32 protein-coding genes are annotated in these 16,102 nt (G+C 45.5%); all 32 read right to left on the minus strand.

What is annotated here, in order from left to right; all coding sequences use genetic code 11:
- Positions 1–67: 67 nt before the first annotated feature.
- The 32 genes from rplQ to rpsJ all read right to left on the minus strand — a co-directional run bounded on the left by rplQ (position 68) and on the right by rpsJ (position 15,587).
- The gene (gene rplQ, locus BLW33_RS11950) at positions 68–409 is read right to left on the minus strand and encodes a 50S ribosomal protein L17 (RefSeq protein ID WP_090246914.1); all 342 of its coding nucleotides are present in this window, start codon (positions 407–409) and stop codon (positions 68–70) included.
- 7 nt (positions 410–416) lie between these two features.
- Positions 417–1,373: a DNA-directed RNA polymerase subunit alpha gene (locus BLW33_RS11955; RefSeq protein WP_090309232.1), complete on the minus strand. Its 957-nt coding sequence runs from the start codon at positions 1,371–1,373 to the stop codon at positions 417–419.
- A gap of 75 nt (positions 1,374–1,448) precedes the next feature.
- Complete coding sequence (gene rpsD / locus BLW33_RS11960; protein ID WP_090309234.1) at positions 1,449–2,078, minus strand: 30S ribosomal protein S4; 630 nt, start codon at positions 2,076–2,078, stop codon at positions 1,449–1,451.
- A 17-nt stretch (positions 2,079–2,095) separates the two neighbouring features.
- Positions 2,096–2,488 carry a 30S ribosomal protein S11 gene (rpsK, locus tag BLW33_RS11965; RefSeq protein WP_090309236.1) on the minus strand — a complete coding sequence of 131 codons (393 nt, stop codon included), beginning with the start codon at positions 2,486–2,488 and terminating at the stop codon, positions 2,096–2,098.
- A gap of 19 nt (positions 2,489–2,507) precedes the next feature.
- The gene (gene rpsM, locus BLW33_RS11970) at positions 2,508–2,876 is read right to left on the minus strand and encodes a 30S ribosomal protein S13 (RefSeq protein WP_090246908.1); all 369 of its coding nucleotides are present in this window, start codon (positions 2,874–2,876) and stop codon (positions 2,508–2,510) included.
- Between the two features lie 177 nt (positions 2,877–3,053).
- Positions 3,054–3,167, minus strand: coding sequence for a 50S ribosomal protein L36 (gene rpmJ, locus BLW33_RS11975; protein ID WP_090246905.1), 114 nt, complete (start codon positions 3,165–3,167; stop codon positions 3,054–3,056).
- A 13-nt stretch (positions 3,168–3,180) separates the two neighbouring features.
- Positions 3,181–3,408: a translation initiation factor IF-1 gene (infA, locus tag BLW33_RS11980; protein ID WP_090246904.1), complete on the minus strand. Its 228-nt coding sequence runs from the start codon at positions 3,406–3,408 to the stop codon at positions 3,181–3,183.
- A gap of 3 nt (positions 3,409–3,411) precedes the next feature.
- Positions 3,412–3,720 (minus strand): KOW domain-containing RNA-binding protein, encoded by a 309-nt coding sequence (locus BLW33_RS11985; protein ID WP_090309240.1) that lies wholly within the window; start codon positions 3,718–3,720, stop codon positions 3,412–3,414.
- Between the two features lie 10 nt (positions 3,721–3,730).
- Positions 3,731–4,480, minus strand: coding sequence for a type I methionyl aminopeptidase (gene map / locus BLW33_RS11990; RefSeq protein WP_090309243.1), 750 nt, complete (start codon positions 4,478–4,480; stop codon positions 3,731–3,733).
- Entirely contained in the window at positions 4,481–5,134 is a 654-nt protein-coding gene (locus BLW33_RS11995) for an adenylate kinase (RefSeq protein ID WP_090309245.1), read from the minus strand.
- Positions 5,135–5,159: 25 nt separating this feature from the next.
- Positions 5,160–6,419, minus strand: a complete 1,260-nt coding sequence (gene secY / locus BLW33_RS12000) for a preprotein translocase subunit SecY (protein ID WP_090309248.1) — start codon at positions 6,417–6,419, stop codon at positions 5,160–5,162.
- Entirely contained in the window at positions 6,420–6,863 is a 444-nt protein-coding gene (rplO, locus tag BLW33_RS12005; protein ID WP_090309250.1) for a 50S ribosomal protein L15, read from the minus strand. It lies immediately after the preceding gene.
- A gap of 11 nt (positions 6,864–6,874) precedes the next feature.
- Positions 6,875–7,057, minus strand: a complete 183-nt coding sequence (gene rpmD, locus BLW33_RS12010) for a 50S ribosomal protein L30 (RefSeq protein WP_090246895.1) — start codon at positions 7,055–7,057, stop codon at positions 6,875–6,877.
- Between the two features lie 12 nt (positions 7,058–7,069).
- Positions 7,070–7,576, minus strand: a complete 507-nt coding sequence (gene rpsE, locus BLW33_RS12015) for a 30S ribosomal protein S5 (protein ID WP_090246893.1) — start codon at positions 7,574–7,576, stop codon at positions 7,070–7,072.
- A gap of 17 nt (positions 7,577–7,593) precedes the next feature.
- The gene (gene rplR / locus BLW33_RS12020; RefSeq protein WP_090309252.1) at positions 7,594–7,962 is read right to left on the minus strand and encodes a 50S ribosomal protein L18; all 369 of its coding nucleotides are present in this window, start codon (positions 7,960–7,962) and stop codon (positions 7,594–7,596) included.
- Between the two features lie 39 nt (positions 7,963–8,001).
- Positions 8,002–8,532, minus strand: coding sequence for a 50S ribosomal protein L6 (rplF, locus tag BLW33_RS12025; protein WP_090246891.1), 531 nt, complete (start codon positions 8,530–8,532; stop codon positions 8,002–8,004).
- A 21-nt stretch (positions 8,533–8,553) separates the two neighbouring features.
- Positions 8,554–8,952, minus strand: a complete 399-nt coding sequence (gene rpsH, locus BLW33_RS12030; protein ID WP_090246889.1) for a 30S ribosomal protein S8 — start codon at positions 8,950–8,952, stop codon at positions 8,554–8,556.
- A gap of 39 nt (positions 8,953–8,991) precedes the next feature.
- The gene (locus tag BLW33_RS12035) at positions 8,992–9,177 is read right to left on the minus strand and encodes a type Z 30S ribosomal protein S14 (protein WP_090246888.1); all 186 of its coding nucleotides are present in this window, start codon (positions 9,175–9,177) and stop codon (positions 8,992–8,994) included.
- A gap of 11 nt (positions 9,178–9,188) precedes the next feature.
- Positions 9,189–9,728, minus strand: a complete 540-nt coding sequence (gene rplE / locus BLW33_RS12040) for a 50S ribosomal protein L5 (RefSeq protein WP_090246886.1) — start codon at positions 9,726–9,728, stop codon at positions 9,189–9,191.
- Between the two features lie 20 nt (positions 9,729–9,748).
- The gene (gene rplX, locus BLW33_RS12045) at positions 9,749–10,075 is read right to left on the minus strand and encodes a 50S ribosomal protein L24 (protein WP_090246885.1); all 327 of its coding nucleotides are present in this window, start codon (positions 10,073–10,075) and stop codon (positions 9,749–9,751) included.
- Between the two features lie 12 nt (positions 10,076–10,087).
- Positions 10,088–10,456, minus strand: a complete 369-nt coding sequence (gene rplN / locus BLW33_RS12050) for a 50S ribosomal protein L14 (protein ID WP_090246883.1) — start codon at positions 10,454–10,456, stop codon at positions 10,088–10,090.
- Between the two features lie 28 nt (positions 10,457–10,484).
- Positions 10,485–10,742 (minus strand): 30S ribosomal protein S17, encoded by a 258-nt coding sequence (gene rpsQ, locus BLW33_RS12055; RefSeq protein ID WP_176770941.1) that lies wholly within the window; start codon positions 10,740–10,742, stop codon positions 10,485–10,487.
- 14 nt (positions 10,743–10,756) lie between these two features.
- Positions 10,757–10,951, minus strand: coding sequence for a 50S ribosomal protein L29 (gene rpmC / locus BLW33_RS12060; RefSeq protein WP_090246880.1), 195 nt, complete (start codon positions 10,949–10,951; stop codon positions 10,757–10,759).
- 2 nt (positions 10,952–10,953) lie between these two features.
- Complete coding sequence (gene rplP, locus BLW33_RS12065) at positions 10,954–11,382, minus strand: 50S ribosomal protein L16 (RefSeq protein ID WP_090246879.1); 429 nt, start codon at positions 11,380–11,382, stop codon at positions 10,954–10,956.
- Positions 11,383–11,399: 17 nt separating this feature from the next.
- Positions 11,400–12,110, minus strand: a complete 711-nt coding sequence (gene rpsC / locus BLW33_RS12070) for a 30S ribosomal protein S3 (protein ID WP_090246877.1) — start codon at positions 12,108–12,110, stop codon at positions 11,400–11,402.
- Between the two features lie 13 nt (positions 12,111–12,123).
- Entirely contained in the window at positions 12,124–12,459 is a 336-nt protein-coding gene (gene rplV / locus BLW33_RS12075; protein WP_090246875.1) for a 50S ribosomal protein L22, read from the minus strand.
- 22 nt (positions 12,460–12,481) lie between these two features.
- Positions 12,482–12,760: a 30S ribosomal protein S19 gene (gene rpsS, locus BLW33_RS12080; RefSeq protein WP_090246874.1), complete on the minus strand. Its 279-nt coding sequence runs from the start codon at positions 12,758–12,760 to the stop codon at positions 12,482–12,484.
- Positions 12,761–12,776: 16 nt separating this feature from the next.
- Positions 12,777–13,610, minus strand: a complete 834-nt coding sequence (rplB, locus tag BLW33_RS12085; RefSeq protein ID WP_090309255.1) for a 50S ribosomal protein L2 — start codon at positions 13,608–13,610, stop codon at positions 12,777–12,779.
- 44 nt (positions 13,611–13,654) lie between these two features.
- On the minus strand, positions 13,655–13,945 hold the full coding sequence (gene rplW, locus BLW33_RS12090; RefSeq protein ID WP_090246870.1) for a 50S ribosomal protein L23: 291 nt from the start codon (positions 13,943–13,945) through the stop codon (positions 13,655–13,657).
- The gene (gene rplD / locus BLW33_RS12095) at positions 13,945–14,565 is read right to left on the minus strand and encodes a 50S ribosomal protein L4 (protein WP_090309258.1); all 621 of its coding nucleotides are present in this window, start codon (positions 14,563–14,565) and stop codon (positions 13,945–13,947) included. Before rplD ends, rplW begins: the two co-directional genes overlap by 1 nt.
- A 23-nt stretch (positions 14,566–14,588) precedes the next feature.
- Complete coding sequence (gene rplC / locus BLW33_RS12100) at positions 14,589–15,221, minus strand: 50S ribosomal protein L3 (protein ID WP_090246867.1); 633 nt, start codon at positions 15,219–15,221, stop codon at positions 14,589–14,591.
- Between the two features lie 57 nt (positions 15,222–15,278).
- Positions 15,279–15,587, minus strand: a complete 309-nt coding sequence (rpsJ, locus tag BLW33_RS12105) for a 30S ribosomal protein S10 (protein ID WP_090246866.1) — start codon at positions 15,585–15,587, stop codon at positions 15,279–15,281.
- Positions 15,588–16,102 lie beyond the last annotated feature (515 nt).

The following is a 16,102-nucleotide window of genomic DNA, read 5'->3' on the forward strand; positions in this document are numbered from 1 at the left end:
TCTAATGATGGTTATATTGGAAAAGGGGAGATTTAACCCTTCCAGGCTAAACCTCCCCCATGGTGTATTAGACCAATTCTATTACAGCCAATTCGGCATTATCGCCTCTGCGTGGCCCCATTTTATAAATGCGGGTGTAGCCACCTTGACGTTCTTCGTACTTTGGTGCGATTTCGTCAAATAAGCGAACAACTACTTCTTCCTTGGTAATATAAGCGAGAGCCTGACGTCTTGCGTGCAGATCCCCCTTCTTCCCTAAGGTTACCATTTTGTCAGCCATGCGTCTCAGTTCTTTCGCACGGGTAACCGTGGTTTCAATCTTGCCGTGTTCGAGCAGAGCAGTTGTTAAATTACGTAACATCAATTTTCTCTGATCAGTGGGACGGCCTAATTTTCTATTTCCAGCCATTACACAATTACTCCTTTGTCTTCTCTTCTGGACTTAAAGACAGACCGATTTCAGAAAGCTTATGCTTGATTTCGTTGAGGGATTTACGGCCCAGGTTACGGACCTTAATCATATCCTCTTCTGTCTTCTGTGTCAGTTTTTCAACAGTATCGATATTGGCTCTCCGGAGACAATTACTTGAACGAACGGATAATTCCAATTCTTCAATGGACATCTCACGGATGCGCTCTTTCTCGTTTTCTTCTTTTTCCACCATGATTTCCACATTGCTGGTGGCATCTGTCAAGTCAATGAAAAGATTCAAATGCTCATTCATCACCTTGGCCGATAAGGATAGCGCATCCTCTGGAGAGGTTGTTCCATCGGTCCAAACCTCCAAAGTAAGCTTATCAAAGTCCGTCACCTGACCAACTCGGGTGTCCTCCACTCGGAAAATCACCTTCCGGATTGGGGAGAAATTAGAATCAAGTGGTAGAGTGCCAATGGGCATCCCCGGATACTTATTCTTTTCTGCTGAGATATAACCCCGTCCTTGTTCAAGACGGATTTCCATATTCAGCACACCATCCTTTGCCAAAGTAGCAATGTGCATATCGGGATTGATGATATCGACGTCGGCATCGCCAATGATGTCACCGGCTGTAACTTCGCCTTCACCGGATGCTTCAATACGAACGGTTTTCGATTCATTGACGTGCATGACTGCACACAACCCTTTGAGATTGAGAAGAATTTCAATAACATCTTCTTTAATGCCGGGGATTGTCGAAAACTCGTGGAGCACTCCATCAATTTTAACATTGGTGACGGCAACACCTGGTAAAGAAGAAAGCATGATCCGGCGCAGGCAGTTTCCCAAGGTCGTACCATAGCCTCTTTCCAGGGGCTCGACTACGAACTTGCCGTAAGTATCATCATCTGATTTATCTACAATATCGATAATCGGTTTTTCAAATTCGATCATAAAATCGTGACCCTCCTATAATTTAATACTATTATCCATAACGCGAGGGTTAAATTCTCAAGGTCATTGATACCCTTACTTAGAGTATAATTCAACAATGAGATGTTCAGCAATTTCAACATCGATATCTTCACGTGTTGGCATGCCAACCAGTTTACCGCTTAAATTATCTAAATCTGCAGATAACCAGGGCACGATGACGTGGTTTTCAGTGATTTCCACGATACTTTTGAACTTCGGTGATTTTTTACTTTTTGCCTTGACTTCAATGGTATCGCCTTCCTTCATCAGGTATGAAGGAACATTGACAATGCTACCGTTGATTAAGAAGTGTTTGTGTAAAACCAATTGACGGGCTTCCTTTCTGGAAGTCGCCAGGCCTAAACGATAGACCACATTATCTAAACGGGTTTCCAGGATGGACAGTAAGTTTTCCCCTGTGATGCCCTTCTGTTTTTCAGCTTTATCGAAATAGCCGCTGAACTGTCTTTCCAGCACGCCATAAATTCGTTTGACCTTTTGTTTTTCACGGAGCTGCAGGCCATATTCTGAAGCCTTGGAGCGTCTCTTGCCGTGTTGACCCGGAGGGGTCGGTCTCTTTTCAAAGGCACATTTGTCCTTTGAATAGCATCGTTCACCTTTTAAGTATAATTTCATGCCCTCGCGTCTGCATTGACGGCATGAAGCATCTCTATTTCTAGCCATATTCTAATTACCTCCAATCAGACTCTTCTACGTTTAGGCGGACGGCATCCATTATGAGGGATGGGAGTCACATCACGGATGAGTGTGATTTCCAAGCCGGCAGCCTGCAGGGCACGGATTGCAGCTTCACGGCCAGAGCCAGGTCCCTTGACCATAACTTCGACAGTTTTCAGGCCATGTTCCATGGCCAGTTTAGCTGCTTGTTCAGAAGCCATCTGAGCAGCAAAGGGTGTGCTTTTCTTAGAACCTCTAAAACCTAACTCACCAGCAGAAGCCCAGGATAAAGCGTTTCCTGCCATATCGGTGATGGTGATGATTGTATTATTGAAAGAAGATTGGATGTGGGCCTGGCCACGTTCAACATTCTTTTTAATTTTTCTTTTTTTCGATCTGACGACTTTCTTAGCCATTCTTAACCTCCACTAGGATTTATTTACTCTTTCTACCAACGGTCTTCTTCGGACCCTTACGTGTACGGGCGTTGGTCTTGGTCTTCTGTCCACGGACAGGCAGCCCACGACGGTGGCGCATCCCACGATAAGAGCCAATTTCGATGAGTCGCTTGATGTTCAAGTTAACTTCACGACGAAGATCCCCTTCAACGGTATACTTTTCATCGAGAATCCCACGGAGGGCGTTAATTTCGCCTTCAGTCAAATCTTTAACCCGAGTATCCGGATTGATGTTTAATTCTGCTAAAATCTGATTAGAAGTTGATCTCCCAATCCCATAGATGTAAGTTAAGCCAATTTCTACCCGCTTATCACGTGGTAAATCGACCCCGGCAATTCTTGCCATACAGTGTGTACCTCCTAAAAGTAAATAGTCATGTAAATATGACCTGGAACCCTAGATAGAAGTGATGTTTTCCTAGTTCCATGTCCGGTGCGCAACCGCGCACGCCTCTTTATGTAATCGGTATGGAGTTTGCCGCGGCCATACCGCCTGCTTTTGCATTCCTGCAAGGATCTTACATTAACCCTGTTTCTGTTTGTGTTTGGGATTTTCACAAATCACCATGACACGGCCGTTTCTTTTGATGATCTTACACTTTTCGCACATTGGCTTAACGGATGGTCTGACCTTCATGTTCGTTCCTCCTTCAGGATTTGCCCTTTCCTCGCCATACGATCCGCCCTCGGGTCAAATCATACGGAGACAATTCCAGGTTCACTTTGTCCCCGGGTAAGATCCGGATATAATTCATCCGAAGCTTTCCGGAAATATGGGCAGTGATTTGATGCCCATTCTCTAATTCTACTAGAAAAATCGTATTAGGTAAAGCCTCAATTACTTTTCCTTCGACTTCAATTACATCTTTTTTTCCCATTAATCAAACCTCCTCGTGTTCCACGTCTACAACCGACTTATTATTGTTACTGTTAAAGGGTTCCAATACTTTTCTGATTTCGGCGTTTTGCACCTTCTCGCCACTCATCAGCTTTTCTTGGATGATTGAGACGATGTGGTTGGTTTTAGCCAGGTGCTTAAGCTTCTTCCGCTTGGGATGACTAAGCTTACGCAGGTCACCATCAGCCAGAAGAACGAAGTCCTCATCAATGATCTTCACGACCAGCATAAAAAGATCTTTATCCCTGCCTGCGGTTGAACGAACCACCTGTCCTAACGTTAAATCTTTCATATCACTACCATCAAAGCATCGTTAAAATCTCAGGTTCTGACTCACCTGTTACAACGATGGTGTTTTCATAATGGGCTGATAATGAACCATCTGTAGTGACGACGGTCCAGTCATTATCCAAAACTTCGACATCATAATTCCCAACATTAACCATGGGCTCAATGGCAAGGCACATTCCCTGACATAAGCGTGGACCATGGCCTGGTTTTCCAAAATTGGGAATTGGGGGATCTTCATGCATCTCTCTGCCTATCCCATGCCCGACATAATCCCGGACCACTGAGAAACCATTCGCTTCAACATAACATTGAATGGCATGGGAGACGTCTGATAAACGATACCCCTGACGCGCAAAAGCGATGCCTTTAAAAAAGGATTCCCGGGTGACATCAATAAGCTTTTTAGCCGTCTCCGATATGTTTCCGACCCCATGGGTACGGGCGGCATCACCGACGAAGCCATTTAAGGTTGCACCAAGGTCGATGGCGATAATATCGCCCTCTTCCAAACGACGATGGTTTGGAATTCCATGGACTACTTCTCCATTAATCGATGCACATATGGAATTGGGAAAACCCTGATAGCCCAAAAAAGTGGGCACGGCACCATTCTTTTTAAAATAATCTTCCGCCATTTTATCCAGTTCAAGGGTTGTAATCCCCGGTTTGATTGCCTCGGCCAGAAGCTCGTGACATTCTGCCACAAGGCGACCGGCCATTCGCATATACTCGATATCCTGACTTGATTTTACGTTAATCATTTACTGATTACCGCCTTTAAGTGCAGTTTCAATGTCAGCTGCAACCGCTCGTGGGGATTGATTGCCATCAATATTGATGAGCTTATCTTTAAAGTGGTAAAAATCGACAAGGGGTGCAGATTCGGAATGATAGACCGCTAAACGGGTCTTCACCGTCTCCTCTGAATCATCTGCACGCTGTATAAGTGCTTCGCCATCAATATCACAAATTCCATCAACTTTGGGAGGATTAAATGTGACATGATAGGAAGAACCGCATTTCGGGCAAACCCGCCGTCCAACAATTCGTTCGACTAAGAGTCCTTCCGGCACCTCAATGTTAACCGCGTAATCTAAAAGCTTACCGATTTTTTCATTAAAAGCACACAGTGCAGAGGCCTGGGCGACTGTTCTCGGAAAACCATCTAAAAGATAGCCATCCTTACAATCCTCACGGATAATGCGATCCTCCACGAGGGCAATGACCAGCTCATCTGGAACAAGCTTGCCTGCATCCATATATGCCTTTGCCTTTTTTCCCAGCGGTGTTTCATTCTTCAAATTTTCTCTAAACAGATCTCCAGTAGAGATGTGGGGGATATTGAACTTTTCTGCAATTCCTTTTGCTTGAGTTCCTTTTCCTGCACCCGGAGGTCCTAATAATACAACTCTCATTATTCCATCTCCAAATTGTCTTGAATTATTTTAAGAATCCCTGATAGTTCCGCATTGTCATTTCTGATTCCAGCTGTTTGACAGTTTCCAGGGCAACCCCGACAATAATCAGTAAGCTGGTTCCACCGAACTGGAGGCTGACACCTCCCATGAAATTGCCGACAATAATAGGGATAATGGCAATAAGTGCCAAGAAAATCCCACCAAAAAGAGTTAAACGGTTCATAATCCGAGTGAAATACTCGACCGTCGGTTTTCCTGGTCTAATACCTGGGATATACCCCCCTTGTTTTTTGATATTATCTGCGATATCAAAGGGATTAAATGTGACAGCAGTATAAAAATAAGTAAATGCCACAATTAAAATGACATAAATAATGGTTGTTGTCGGTGTTCCCCAGGCCAAATATTTAGCAACCCACTGGCTAAAACCAGAATTTGGGAAGAACTGGGCCAAGGTCGCAGGGAATAGCGTGAGGGAGCTGGCAAAGATAATCGGGATGACACCTGCCATATTCACACGAAGGGGAATATGAGTGCTCTGCCCACCGTACATCTTCCGCCCTACAACGCGTTTTGCATATTGTACTGGAATCTTACGTTGTCCTTCAGTTACGGCAACCACCGCGACGGTAGAAACGATAATGAAGATGATAAGCAGGATTACCCCGACAATGGACAAGGTTTCAGCCTGGACATATTCATAAATCGTGCTGATGCCACTGGGAATACGAGAGATAATGCTCACAAAGATAATCAGCGAAATCCCGTTCCCGATTCCATTTTCGGTTATTTCTTCTCCTAAATACATCAGAAAGGTCGTTCCTGCTGTGATACAGAGGACGACGACGAAAACGGTGAATGCTGTTTTTTCTACTAATAAATCACCATAGGATAAACTCATGCCCAAGGCTTGAACAATGGCCAGTACAATGGTTAAATACCGGGTGTACTGCGCTAGCTTTTTTCGCCCTTCTTCGCCTTCTTTCTGAAGGCTTTCCAGTGCTGGAATGGCAAACGCGAGTAAATTCATGATGATGGATGCGTTGATATAAGGTGTAATACCCATGGCAAAAATGGTAAAATTCCCAAAGTTACCACCAGATATGATGTTGAACAAGCCGAAGATCCCGCCGTCATTAATCAGCTTTGCCAGCTGCGTCGCATCGATATAAGGGACCGGTATGAACGATCCCAATCGATAAACGAAGAGCAAAGCTAAAGTAAACAGGATTTTTTTCCTGATCTCAGGAATATTCCATGCATCCTTTAGCGTGGACAGCATTTAAATCACCTCTACCTTTCCTCCGTGGGCAATAATTTTTTCCTCAGCAGATTTACTGATCTTATTGATTTTTAAGGTTAAGGCTTTTTCAACGTCTCCCTCACCCAGGATTTTTACCCCATCCTTTAATTTACGGACGAAGCCATATTCCATGAGTAATTCAGGGGTGATGACAGTATTTTCTTCAAAGGCATTCAGTTCACCAACATTAACGATGGCGTATTCCTTCTTAAATGGGTAATTTGAGAAGCCACGTTTAGGAAGACGTCTCGCCAAAGGCATCTGTCCCCCTTCAAAGCCCAGACGGACCCCACCACCGGAACGGGATTTCTGACCATCCTGGCCTCGGCCAGCAGTCTTTCCCTGTCCAGTCGCAGTACCGCGACCTTTTCTCTTGGTATCTTTACGAGAACCTTCTGCAGGTTTCAAGGTATGTAATTTCATTCGATGACCTCCTAAACTTCTTCAACTTCAAGCATGAAGTCGGTTTTGTGGATCATGCCGCGAATCGCAGGACTGTCTTCCACGGTCACAGAATGACCGATTTTACGCAGTCCCAGTGCCTTAATGGTTGCGCGTTGTTTAGGATTACGTCCAATCAGACTCTTTTTTAATGTGATTTTCAATTGCTTAGCCATGATACGAGCCTCCTAACCTAAAATCTCTTCAGGTCTCTTACCGCGTTTTGCAGCAACCTCTTCGACGGTCGTCAAACGGGCCAACCCTTCCATGGTTGCATTCACCATGTTCCGGGCATTGTTTGAACCCAATGATTTTGTACGGATATCAGCAATACCTGCAAGCTCACAGACCGCACGGACAGGACCACCAGCGATAACGCCAGTCCCTTTTCCTGCTGGTTTAAGCAGAACCCGTCCAGCACCATCCACACCTTCTACAAGATGAGGAATCGTTGTGCCAACCAAGGGAACACGAATGAGATTCTTTTTAGCGGATTCGATCCCTTTACGGATGGCATCTGGAATTTCCATTGCCTTACCTTTTCCAACCCCAACTAAGCCATTGCCATCACCGACGATGACGAGGCAGCTGAAACGGAAGTTACGACCACCCTTGACAACTTTGGTGACACGGCTGATATTAACGACTTTTTCCTGTAATTCCAGACCGCTGGCATCAATTAAATTTTGTTTCATTAAATGATCTCCCTTTCCTAGAATTTCAGGCCGGCTTCACGTGCGCCGTCTGCCAAATTTTTCACTCTACCGGTATACACATAACCGCCTCTGTCGAAAACGACCGCATCGATGCCGGCAGCCAAAGCCTTTTTGGCAATAGAAGCACCAACAGCCTTAGCGGCTTCCTTGTTGCTTCCATTTGCTAATTCAGCTTTCAGATCTTTATCTAATGTGGAAGCCGCTACCAGGGTAACACCTTTCACATCATCGATAATCTGTGCATACATATTTTGATTACTACGGAACACGTTTAATCGTGGCATTGCGGCAGTACCGGAAATTTTCCGGCGAACCCGCAGATGCTTCTTTAAACGCTGTTTATTTTTGTCGATCTTTTTAATCATGGTAAGTTCCTTTCTCCTACCTGTTAGGCATGGTTGTCATTAACCAGTCTTACCGACTTTACGTCTAATGTGTTCATCGGCATACTTGACACCATGTCCCTTGTAAGGTTCCGGTGGTCTTTTAGCGCGGATGTTGGCAGCGTGGGCACCAACCGCTTCCTTGCTGATCCCTTTAACTATAACTTTGTTCTGGGTTTCGCATACGGTTTCGACCCCTTCAGGATCTTCCATTTCCACAGGATGGGAGTAACCAAGGTTCATAACCAGGTTCTTTCCCTTCTTTTCTGCACGGTAACCGACACCACTGATTTCAAGGACTTTCTGGAAGCCATCATGGACACCCGTCACCATGTTGTTGATGAGTGCACGGGTTAACCCATGAAGGGATTTGTGATTCTTGCTTTCAGACGGTCTCTTTACGACGACCTGGTCGCCTACTTCTATAATCATATCCGGATGTAAAGCCCTTGTCAATTCGCCCTTAGGGCCCTTGACTGTGATGATGTGGCCGTCTAATTTGACCTCCACACCAGCGGGAATTGCAACCGGAGCGTTTCCTACTCTAGACATTCTTGCATTCCTCCTGCTTTACTACCAAACGTAGCAGATAACTTCGCCGCCGATACCGGCTCTTCTGGCTTCTTTATCGGTTAAAACACCCTTTGATGTAGAAATAATTGCCACACCCAGACCATTTAAAACCTTTGGAATTTCATCCTTGTTTACATAGACACGCAGACCAGGTTTTGAAATTCGCTTGATACCTGCGATGACACGGCTTTTGTCTTCACCGTACTTCAAGGCGACCTTGATCATTCCTTGTTTATCATCGTCGATGTATTCAACTTTTTTAATATATCCTTCTTCCAACAGAATTTCGGCAATGGCCTTTTTTTCTTTGGAAGCTGGTATTTCGACTGCTTTATGACCTGCATTGTTTGCGTTTCTGATTCTCGTCAGCATATCTGCGATTGGATCAGTCATTGTCATGCTAAGTCCCTCCTTTTTATTAGATACTCTAAATAGAATTTACCAGCTGGCTTTACGCACACCAGGGATTTCTCCCTTGTAGGCCATTTCTCTGAAACAGATTCTGCAAATACCGAACTTTCTCAGATAGGCGTGTGGTCTGCCACAAATTCTGCAGCGGTTATATTCACGAGTGGAATATTTCTGCTTTTTCTGCTGTTTTTCCTTCATTGCTTTCTTTGCCATGGGTACGCCTCCTATCTTGCGAACGGTAATCCCAGTTGAGCAAGCAGCTCGTGGGCTTCTTCGTCAGTTTTTGCAGTTGTGACGAACATGATGTCCATCCCACGGATTTGTTCGACCTTATCGTAGTCGATTTCCGGGAAGATGAGCTGTTCTTTAATCCCGAAGGCATAGTTTCCACGACCGTCAAAGGCCGTGTTGGATAAGCCACGGAAGTCACGCACGCGAGGCAGCGCGATGTTGAAAAGTTTGTCGCAGAATTCATTCATGCGATCACTTCTCAGGGTCACCTTTGCACCAACATTCTGGCCTTCACGGACCTTAAAGTTAGCAACAGATTTACGTGCCTTGATGATAACAGGCTTTTGGCCAGCAATGATGGCCATATCGCCAACTGCTGCTTCCAAAGCTTTGGAGTTGTCCTTGCAATCACCAAGCCCCATGTTGATGACAACCTTCACCAGCTTAGGCACTTCCATAACATTCTTATATTGGAATTTTTCTTGAAGCGCTGGAACAGCGACATTCAGATATCTTTCCTGCATTCTTGTCATTATTGTCCTCCTTCCCTGGTTTAGTTATCCAGTACAGCGCCGCATTTCTTGCAGACGCGGACTTTAGAGCCGTCTTCTTCAATCTTAACACCGGTGCGTACACCTCGGCCGCATTTATCACACATCAGAAGGACGTTGGATGCATCGATTTTGCCTTCTTCTTTGATAATGCCGCCTTGTTGCATAGCAGCGGAGGGTTTTTTATGTCTGGTGATGATGTTCGCACCTTCAACGGTCACTTTACCTTCACCAGGGAAAGCTTCCAGCACAGCACCGGTCTTTCCTTTATCTTTTCCAGAAATCACCTGGACGATATCACCTTTTTTTACATGCATCTTATTCGCCATTTGGTCACCTCATTAAAGTACTTCTGGAGCCAAAGATACAATTTTCATAAATTTCTTATCTCTTAACTCTCTTGCAACGGGTCCGAAGATACGGGTCCCTTGCGGGTTCTTATCTTCTTTGATCAAAACAGCAGCGTTTTGATCAAATTTGATATAACTACCATCGTCACGACGGACACCACGTTTGGTACGAACGACTACTGCTTTTACGACATCGCCTTTCTTGACATCGCCACCAGGAGCCGCGCTCTTGACAGAACAGACGATGATGTCACCAATATTGGCATATCTTCTGCCTGAGCCACCGAGGACACGAATGCACAGGAGTTCCTTTGCACCGGTGTTGTCAGCAACTTTTAATCTAGTTTCCTGTTGAATCACGCGAAATACCTCCTTTTCGCAAAGCAGCCTATAAAGCTTTTTCCACGATTTCCACTAAACGCCAGTGCTTGTTCTTGCTCAAAGGTCTGGTTTCCATGATCTTAACCTTATCGCCAATACCACATTGGTTTAATTCATCGTGAGCTTTAAATTTAACTGTATTTTTAACACGTTTGCTGTAAATCGGATGTTTAACGAATGTTTCAACCGCCACGACAATGGTTTTATCCATTTTGTCAGAGACGACAGTGCCGATACGTGTCTTTCTTTCATTACGTTCCATCAGCTAATCCTCCTTCGTTACGCCTGTTTTTCACGTTCAGTCAGAATCGTCTTGATACGGGCGTATGTTTTCTTGACTTCCCGGATTCGCATTGGATTTTCAAGCTGTCCGGTCGCGTGCTGGAAGCGCAGGTTGAAGAGCTCTTCCTTCAAATCGCCCAGCTTGGTCTCTAATTCATTGGTTTGTAATTCTCTTAATTCTTTAATCTTCATGCTTATTCACCCATTTCTTCCTGGTCTGCCCGAGTGATGAACTTCGTTTTAATCGGCAGTTTGTGTTGAGCAAGACGCATGGCTTCCCGAGCGGTTGCTTCATCGACGCCAGCAAGTTCGAACATGACACGGCCTGGTTTGACCACTGCCACCCAGTATTCTGGAGAACCCTTACCGGAACCCATACGGGTTTCAGCCGGCTTTGCAGTCACTGGCTTGTCTGGGAAAATTTTGATCCAAACCTTACCACCACGTTTGATGTAACGTGTCATGGCGACACGGGCTGCTTCAATCTGGTTGGATGTAATCCATGCCGGTTCAAGGGCCTGGATAGCGTAATCACCATAAGTGATCGTGTTGCCGCGGGTGGCTTTACCCTTCATGCGGCCTCTATGTACTCTTCTGCGTTTTACGCGCTTAGGCATTAACATCTGATCGTCCTCCTTTACTATGCGTCTTTCTTAGGAGCTTTGCGACGATTTTTCTTCTTATCGTCTTCCTGTGCGGTGGTAGCGAGGATGTCTTCGCGGCCGGTTAGGATTTCTCCCTTATTGACCCAGACTTTGATCCCGAGCTTACCATAAGTGGTATCCGCTTCAGCGAAACCATAGGAAATATCTGCTCTTAATGTCTGCATGGGTACGTTGCCCTGGGCATAATGTTCTTTTCTCGCCATTTCAGCGCCATTGAGACGGCCGGCAACAGCGGTTTTAATCCCCTTTGCTCCTGCACGCATGGTGCGCTGCATGGCCTGCTTCATGGCACGTCTGAAGGAAATCCGGCGTTCCAGTTGTCCAGCGATATTTTCTGCAATCAGCTGTGCATCTAAATCGACGTTCTTCACTTCAACGATATTGATGAAGACGGTCTTCCCAGTCATTTTCTCAAGTTCCATACGCAGCGCTTCAATGCCTGCGCCGCCTTTTCCAATAATCATCCCCGGTTTTGCGGTGTAGATATGGATTTTTACCTTGTTGCCAAAACGTTCGATGACAATTTTGGAAATACCAGCTTGGAACTGGCTCTTCTTAATATAACCGCGGACTTTGCTATCTTCAATCAAGTTATCCGCGAAATCTTTATCATTTGCGTACCACTTTGCGTTCCAGTCTTTAATGACACCGACGCGCAAGCCGTGTGCGTTAACTTTCTGACCCAATTAAGCGTACCCCCTATTCCTGTTCTTTAAGCACTGCCGTGATGTGGGAAGTTCTCTTCTTAATGGGAAAAGCACGACCCTGCGGACCAGCCTTATATCGTTTCAGTGTTGGACCCTGATTTGCGTAAATCTGATCGATATACAATGCATCAGGATTCATATTGTGGTTATTTTCTGCGTTCGCCAGGGCTGATAAGACCACCTTTTCGATGACCTTTGCTGCCTTGTTTGGTGTCAGGGCTAAAATACTTAGGGCTTCGCCAATACTTTTGCCTCTGATAAGGTCAGCAACTAATTTAGCCTTTCTGGACGAGACACGGATGTATTTTGCTGTTGCTCTTGATTCCATTTTGTATCCTCCTTTTGGCTACTTACTTAAGCTTCGATTTCTTTTCGCCTGCGTGACCGCGGAAAGTCCGGGTCGGTGCGAATTCACCAAGCTTGTGGCCGACCATATCTTCTGTGCAATATACCGGCACGTGCTTTCTGCCGTCATGGACGGCGATGGTATGTCCGACAAACTGTGGGAAAATTGTCGAGCTTCTCGACCAAGTTTTTAAAACTTGTTTTTCTCCCTTTTCGTTCATTACTTCTACTCGTTTTAAAAGTCTTTCTTCAACAAAAGGTCCTTTTTTTACGGATCGACTCATTCGTTCACCCTCCTACTTATTTCGCGTTCCGGCGTCTCACGATAAGTTTATCGGATGCCTTATGCTTCTTACGTGTCTTGTAACCCAGAGCCGGTTTACCCCAAGGTGTCACAGGACCGGGACGACCAATGGGAGCGCGACCTTCACCACCACCATGGGGATGGTCGTTCGGATTCATAACAGACCCTCTGACGGTTGGGCGGATACCCATATGGCGTTTACGGCCAGCTTTACCGATACGGACATTCTGGTGATCCAGATTGCCGACGGTTCCAACGGTTGCGCGGCATTCCATACGGACCTGACGCATTTCACCGGAGGGCAAACGTAAGGTGGCGTAGTTGCCTTCCTTAGCCATAAGCTGTGCCGAGGCACCTGCGGAGCGAACCATCTGGCCGCCCTTTCCAGCCTTTAATTCCACATTATGTACCAAGGTACCAACGGGGATAAACGCCAACGGCAAACAGTTCCCGATGGTAATATCGGCTTCCTTACCAGACACGATGGTGTCACCAACTTTAAGCTTCAGGGGAGCCAAGATATACCGTTTTTCACCATCGGCATAGTTGATCAGTGCGATATTGGCGCTACGATTCGGATCGTACTCAATACCGGCAACTTTGCCAGGTACACCATCTTTATTCCGCTTGAAATCAATGATACGGTACTTACGCTTTGCTCCACCACCCTGGTGACGGACGGTGATCCGACCGTAAACATTACGGCCAGCTTTCGATTTAAGGGGAGCTAACAGAGACTTTTCTGGCTCCTTCTTCGTCACCTCCTCAAAGGTGTTGACGCTCATATTACGGCGTCCGGGTGACGTTGGTTTATATTTTTTAATACCCATTATTCGCAAACCTCCACTTTCATTCTGCTTATCGGGTCGTGTGTTTAGACACCTTCAAAGAATTCGATTCCCTTACTGCCAGCGGTGAGTTTAACAATCGCTTTTTTCCAGTTTGGGCGACGGCCTTCTGTTCTGCCCCGTCTTTTAACCTTGCCGTTCATGTTCATGGTATAAACCTTTTCGACGGTAACATCGAAGATGGCTTCTACGGCATTCTTGATTTCGATTTTGTTGGCAGTCTTTGCCACTTCGAAGGTGTATTTGTTCTGTTCACTGTCATCCATTGTCCGTTCGGAGATGATGGGACGGATGATGATATCGCGAGGATCCTTCATTATGCATATACCTCCTCAATTTTATCAAGGGCGTCCTTGGTCAGTACCAAGATATCGTATTTCAGCATATCGTAAACATTGAGTTCTGCAACGGTTGCTGTGGCGACCTTGGGGATATTATTTGCAGAGCGGATGACTGCTTCATCCATTTCTGCGGTAACCACCAATGCTTTAGGGGCATTTATGGCTTCTAACACCGCTGCCATTTCCTTGGTCTTCGGTGCTTCTAATGCGAAGGCATCGACGATGCGAAGTTCATTTTCCTGCACTTTTGCAGAAAATACTGAACGCATGGCCAAGTTACGCACTTTTTTGTTAACCTTCTGGCTATAATCCCGAGATTTTGGTGCAAAGATGACACCACCGCCGCTCCATAATGGAGAACGGCTTGTACCAGCACGGGCACGCCCGGTTCCTTTTTGTCTCCAAGGCTTACGGCCACCCCCACGTACTTCTGCACGGGTTTTGGCACTTTTTGTTCCTTGGCGTTTGTTGGCCAGCTGTGCGACAACAACTTGATGCACCACTGGTTCATTGGGTTCAATTCCGAAAACACGTTCGCTCAGTTCGACATCGCCAACGACGTTTCCTTTAATATCGATAATGTCCATTTTAGGCATTTCTATTTCTCCTTTCGCTCAGACTATTTCGCTTTGACACTGGTTTTAATAGTGACCAGCGAACCCTTCGGTCCAGGAATGGCGCCCTTGATGAGAAGTGCATTGTTTTCTGCATCGATCTGGACGATTTCCAGGTTTAAGGCTGTCACATTCTTATTCCCCATCTGACCAGGCAATTTCTTGCCCTTCATGACACGAGCGGGATAAGCGGAAGCGCCCATGGAGCCGGGGCTTCTGTGGTACTTGGAACCGTGAGCCATGGGTCCTCTGTGCTGACCGTGACGTTTGATGACACCAGCAAATCCTTTACCCTTAGACTTACCGGAAACATCAACCTTATCACCCACTTCAAAGACATCAGCTTTAACTTCCTGGCCGGGTTCATAAGCAGCGCAGTCATCCAAACGGAATTCCCGGATAACACGTTTGTAGGCAACGCCATATTTATCAAAATGACCCTTTTTCGGTTTGTTGACGTTCTTGTCCTTAATTTCGCCATAAGCGAACTGGACAGCTTCATAACCATCATTTTCAAGAGTTTTCTTCTGGGCAACTGTACAGGGGCCAGCTTCAACAACGGTAACAGGAATCACTGTTCCGTTCTCTGTGAAAATCTGGGTCATACCGATTTTCTTACCAATAATTGCTTTTTTCAATTTATCCTCCTAATATCATTGGATCGCTAGGCGATCATAATAAGTGGCCAAACGGGCTTATAACTTGATTTCGATATCAACGCCAGCTGGCAGGTTCAAGCGCATCAACGCATCGACGGTTTTCGGTGTCGGATTAAGGATATCGATTAACCGTTTGTGCGTACGCATTTCAAACTGTTCTCTGGAATCTTTGTACTTGTGGACAGCACGTAGGATTGTCACGATTTCTTTGTCGGTAGGCAGTGGGATGGGCCCAGACACATTCGCACCAGTCCGCTTTGCGGTCTCAACGATTCTTTCGGCGGATTGATCCAGTAATTTGTGATCAAAAGCCTTCAGTTTGATTCTAATTTTTTGTTTGCTCATACCTAAATTTTCCTCCTATTAGATGTATTCAAGCATTTAGGCACTTAGGCCACCGAACACCCTGCCGGGTGTTTCCACCTTTGGGCTTTAAAAAAGCTGCCCAATCACAGCTCGTCCAGTGGTCTTCGTCTGGCTCTACGGCCAAAACTCGCTCCTCAAGAATTACCTGAATTAGTAACAGCAACTTCTTAAATCATCGCTCTAAGTCAACCTTGTTTAGTATAAATGAAACTTCCTACAACTGCAAGGTTTTTTTTATTTTCATAAACATTTTTTATTTACATATGCTTTGTTTAAGTTTTTATTAAGATTAAATCCTTTTATTCGATTGGTCGGTGATGCTCTGTCATGTAATTCCAGTATTTCTCGTAAACTTCTTTTTTACGTTTTTTAGAGAGAGGGATAATCCGTTCATCCTTTAAACCTACATTCCCGAAACACCTAACGAGTATCCGCCATCATCCTTAGCACTGCGGTGAAGCTAATAGCGGCCTGACCCCGAGGGAGCGATAGAG

Source organism: Eubacterium aggregans (assembly GCF_900107815.1).
Classification (GTDB): Bacteria; Bacillota; Clostridia; order Eubacteriales; family Eubacteriaceae; genus Eubacterium_O; species Eubacterium_O aggregans.

Excerpts from the sequence above, each read along its gene's own strand:
- rplQ (WP_090246914.1), bottom strand. The coding sequence starts at position 409 with ATGGCTGGAAATAGAAAATTAGGCCGTCCCACTGATCAGAGAAAATTG.
- BLW33_RS11955 (WP_090309232.1), bottom strand. The coding sequence starts at position 1,373 with ATGATCGAATTTGAAAAACCGATTATCGATATTGTAGATAAATCAGAT.
- rpsD (WP_090309234.1), bottom strand. The coding sequence starts at position 2,078 with ATGGCTAGAAATAGAGATGCTTCATGCCGTCAATGCAGACGCGAGGGC.
- rpsK (WP_090309236.1), bottom strand. The coding sequence starts at position 2,488 with ATGGCTAAGAAAGTCGTCAGATCGAAAAAAAGAAAAATTAAAAAGAAT.
- rpsM (WP_090246908.1), bottom strand. The coding sequence starts at position 2,876 with ATGGCAAGAATTGCCGGGGTCGATTTACCACGTGATAAGCGGGTAGAA.
- rpmJ (WP_090246905.1), bottom strand. The coding sequence starts at position 3,167 with ATGAAGGTCAGACCATCCGTTAAGCCAATGTGCGAAAAGTGTAAGATC.
- infA (WP_090246904.1), bottom strand. The coding sequence starts at position 3,408 with ATGGGAAAAAAAGATGTAATTGAAGTCGAAGGAAAAGTAATTGAGGCT.
- BLW33_RS11985 (WP_090309240.1), bottom strand. The coding sequence starts at position 3,720 with ATGAAAGATTTAACGTTAGGACAGGTGGTTCGTTCAACCGCAGGCAGG.
- map (WP_090309243.1), bottom strand. The coding sequence starts at position 4,480 with ATGATTAACGTAAAATCAAGTCAGGATATCGAGTATATGCGAATGGCC.
- BLW33_RS11995 (WP_090309245.1), bottom strand. The coding sequence starts at position 5,134 with ATGAGAGTTGTATTATTAGGACCTCCGGGTGCAGGAAAAGGAACTCAA.
- secY (WP_090309248.1), bottom strand. The coding sequence starts at position 6,419 with ATGCTGTCCACGCTAAAGGATGCATGGAATATTCCTGAGATCAGGAAA.
- rplO (WP_090309250.1), bottom strand. The coding sequence starts at position 6,863 with ATGAAATTACATACCTTGAAACCTGCAGAAGGTTCTCGTAAAGATACC.
- rpmD (WP_090246895.1), bottom strand. The coding sequence starts at position 7,057 with ATGGCTAAGCAATTGAAAATCACATTAAAAAAGAGTCTGATTGGACGT.
- rpsE (WP_090246893.1), bottom strand. The coding sequence starts at position 7,576 with ATGAAACAAAATTTAATTGATGCCAGCGGTCTGGAATTACAGGAAAAA.
- rplR (WP_090309252.1), bottom strand. The coding sequence starts at position 7,962 with ATGATTAAAAAGATCGACAAAAATAAACAGCGTTTAAAGAAGCATCTG.
- rplF (WP_090246891.1), bottom strand. The coding sequence starts at position 8,532 with ATGTCTAGAGTAGGAAACGCTCCGGTTGCAATTCCCGCTGGTGTGGAG.
- rpsH (WP_090246889.1), bottom strand. The coding sequence starts at position 8,952 with ATGACAATGACTGATCCAATCGCAGATATGCTGACGAGAATCAGAAAC.
- BLW33_RS12035 (WP_090246888.1), bottom strand. The coding sequence starts at position 9,177 with ATGGCAAAGAAAGCAATGAAGGAAAAACAGCAGAAAAAGCAGAAATAT.
- rplE (WP_090246886.1), bottom strand. The coding sequence starts at position 9,728 with ATGACAAGAATGCAGGAAAGATATCTGAATGTCGCTGTTCCAGCGCTT.
- rplX (WP_090246885.1), bottom strand. The coding sequence starts at position 10,075 with ATGGCGAATAAGATGCATGTAAAAAAAGGTGATATCGTCCAGGTGATT.
- rpmC (WP_090246880.1), bottom strand. The coding sequence starts at position 10,951 with ATGAAGATTAAAGAATTAAGAGAATTACAAACCAATGAATTAGAGACC.
- rplP (WP_090246879.1), bottom strand. The coding sequence starts at position 11,382 with ATGTTAATGCCTAAGCGCGTAAAACGCAGAAGAGTACATAGAGGCCGC.
- rplV (WP_090246875.1), bottom strand. The coding sequence starts at position 12,459 with ATGGAATCAAGAGCAACAGCAAAATACATCCGTGTCTCGTCCAGAAAG.
- rpsS (WP_090246874.1), bottom strand. The coding sequence starts at position 12,760 with ATGAGTCGATCCGTAAAAAAAGGACCTTTTGTTGAAGAAAGACTTTTA.
- rplB (WP_090309255.1), bottom strand. The coding sequence starts at position 13,610 with ATGGGTATTAAAAAATATAAACCAACGTCACCCGGACGCCGTAATATG.
- rplW (WP_090246870.1), bottom strand. The coding sequence starts at position 13,945 with ATGAAGGATCCTCGCGATATCATCATCCGTCCCATCATCTCCGAACGG.
- rplD (WP_090309258.1), bottom strand. The coding sequence starts at position 14,565 with ATGCCTAAAATGGACATTATCGATATTAAAGGAAACGTCGTTGGCGAT.
- rpsJ (WP_090246866.1), bottom strand. The coding sequence starts at position 15,587 with ATGAGCAAACAAAAAATTAGAATCAAACTGAAGGCTTTTGATCACAAA.